Raw genomic sequence first — 2,197 nt, forward strand, 5'->3', positions numbered from 1 at the left:
GCTCTAATTTTAATGGAGACTTAGCCATGATCTTAATCGCAGATGAACTGATTGGCCGACGCAGACCCTTGGTGGGCCGCCGCCGCGAGCTGAAATCGGAGTCGACTACTCTACAAATAATATCACGGCACTCGATATCGTGCTGCTCCTCATGGATCCAGCTTATAAGCCGGAAGCATGGGGCGTTAATCGGCGCGGAAGCCAGCCACGAGTGGCTCCTGTCCGCGTCGTATACAATTGAAGCTGAGGATGCCTTCATCCGGCTACCAGTTGACCTAGAGCGTGTCATGCACCTTGCATGAGATTTGCGGCTTGTTTGAGCATGTAGCCGACGAACGCGATGACATGGAAGCCAGCCAGGGTTGTAGCCACACGCTCATAATCTTTGACGAGCCTGCGGCACCGTGTGGCCCATGCAAAGGACCTTTCCACAACCCATCGCCTGGGTAGGAGAACGAAGCCTCGTTTGGCCTCGGGCAGTTTAACGACCTCTAGCCTGATGCCTTCCGCCGCGGCGGCGTTTGCGACTGTCTCGCCCGTATAGGCCTGATCGACATAGGCAACAGACACTGCACCACCAGTAGCGTCCTGGATATCGGCAGCCAGGCGGGCGACAGCCTCACGGTCGCCGACATCGGCTGCCGTCACATGCAAAGCGAGCAGGTGGCCGAGCGTATCGACCGCCAGATGAACCTTAGATCCACGCTTCCGCTTGGCACCGTCATAGCCGGCGCGAGTGCCACTTTCAGGCGTGGAGCGCAGAGTGCGGCTGTCCATGATCGCGGCCGTCGGCTCCCCCTGGCGCCCTGCGGCTAAACGGAGGACAGCGCGCAAATCCTGCGCCACGGTCTCGAAACATCCCGCTGCCAACCACCGGTGGGCCTGCTGGTGGACCGCATGCCAAGGCGGGAGGTCGTTCGGCATGGCACACCAAGCTATACCGTAACGGATCACATACCGCAGGGCGTTGAACAGTTCGCGCAGCGGATACTCCTGCTGCAGCGCATCTTCCTTCATCAAGGTCAGATACCCGACCACAAGCGACCACTCTTCGTTACTGACATCAGATGGATATGGCTTGCGGGTGCGGGCATTCCTCATGCCCTACATTTACGACATGGCCAACGAAAAGTACATGACACGCTCTAGTGGAGACCAGCCGCCCAAAGGTTTCTTAGATTTTGCTGACCTTTTTCAATAGGCAAACATATTGGCGCTCACTCGGGCTGAGAGTGCGGCATGAAGCCGGCCTTTAGGCTGGCTTCTTGCGTCATTCTGACGGCGATCTTTCCACTAGGTGTTGATTATGGAATTGTCCGCCCGTCTGCGGCTTCGGATATAATGTCTGGAGCTTGGATGAACCGGGCGGAACGGATCCATGACGATCGCCATTTTAGGTATCGATATTGGCAAGAATAGCTGCAGCGTTGTTGGTGTGGACGACCGCGGAGCGGTAGTTTTAGGCCGAACAATGCGGCGCGCAACGTTGATTGAGTTTGTGTCCAAGCTACCGACCTGTGTTGTAGCAATGGAGGCGTGTTGCGGCACTCATCACCTTGGGCGAATTTTCGGTGGGCGCGGTCATACCGTTCGTCTTATGTCTCTGGAATACGTAAGCCCCTACGTGAGAGCGCAGAAAAATGATGACTGCGACGCCGAGGCCATTGCGGAAGCCGCTTCGCGGCCCACGATAAGGTTTGTTGAACATAAAAGCGGGGAGCAGCTGGCTATCCAAACCCTGCATCGGTTGCGATCGCGGCTTGTCGCGCAACGAACAACCCTTATCAACCAGCTACGTGCGATCCTTCTCGAGCGCGGGCTCATTTTTGTTACGGGGCACCGCAAGCTAGAACAGGCTTAGACAATCTATTAGGTGATGAGGGTGCTGGTCTATCACCTCGCGTGCGGCAGCTTGTTGTAGACTTACGCGCAGAATGGGAAGTACCAGATGACAAATTTGGTGCTCTGAACGCGGAGTTCAACGCGATTGCTCGTAACGTTCAAGCGATGTGCCGGTTCCCCATCATTCCCGGGATCGGGGTTTTAAACGCCACGGCACTCGTTGCCGCTATTGGGACCGCCGAAAGTTTTAGTCCCGCTCGAAATCTTGGAGCTTGCTTGGAGCTTGTGCCGAAACAGCATTCGACTGCCGGGAAGATACGTCTTTTAGGAATCACAAAGCGTGGCAACACATACC

Annotated in this window: 1 protein-coding gene and 1 pseudogene; one reads left to right on the forward strand and one right to left on the reverse strand. The window is 56.1% G+C overall.

Going from position 1 to position 2,197, the window contains the following annotated elements; all coding sequences use genetic code 11:
• Positions 1-285 precede the first annotated feature (285 nt).
• Positions 286-1,101, reverse strand: coding sequence for an IS5 family transposase (locus ASILVAE211_RS25710; RefSeq protein ID WP_227324201.1), 816 nt, complete (start codon positions 1,099-1,101; stop codon positions 286-288).
• Between the two features lie 277 nt (positions 1,102-1,378).
• Between ASILVAE211_RS25710 and ASILVAE211_RS25715 the strand changes: the two are divergent.
• Positions 1,379-2,197 (forward strand): annotated as a pseudogene (locus tag ASILVAE211_RS25715) (IS110 family RNA-guided transposase); the annotation flags it as partial.

The sequence above is a fragment of the Acidisoma silvae genome, assembly GCF_020618775.1.
Lineage (GTDB): Bacteria > Pseudomonadota > Alphaproteobacteria > Acetobacterales > Acetobacteraceae > Acidisoma > Acidisoma silvae.

Excerpts from the sequence above, each read along its gene's own strand:
- ASILVAE211_RS25710 (WP_227324201.1), bottom strand. The coding sequence starts at position 1,101 with ATGAGGAATGCCCGCACCCGCAAGCCATATCCATCTGATGTCAGTAAC.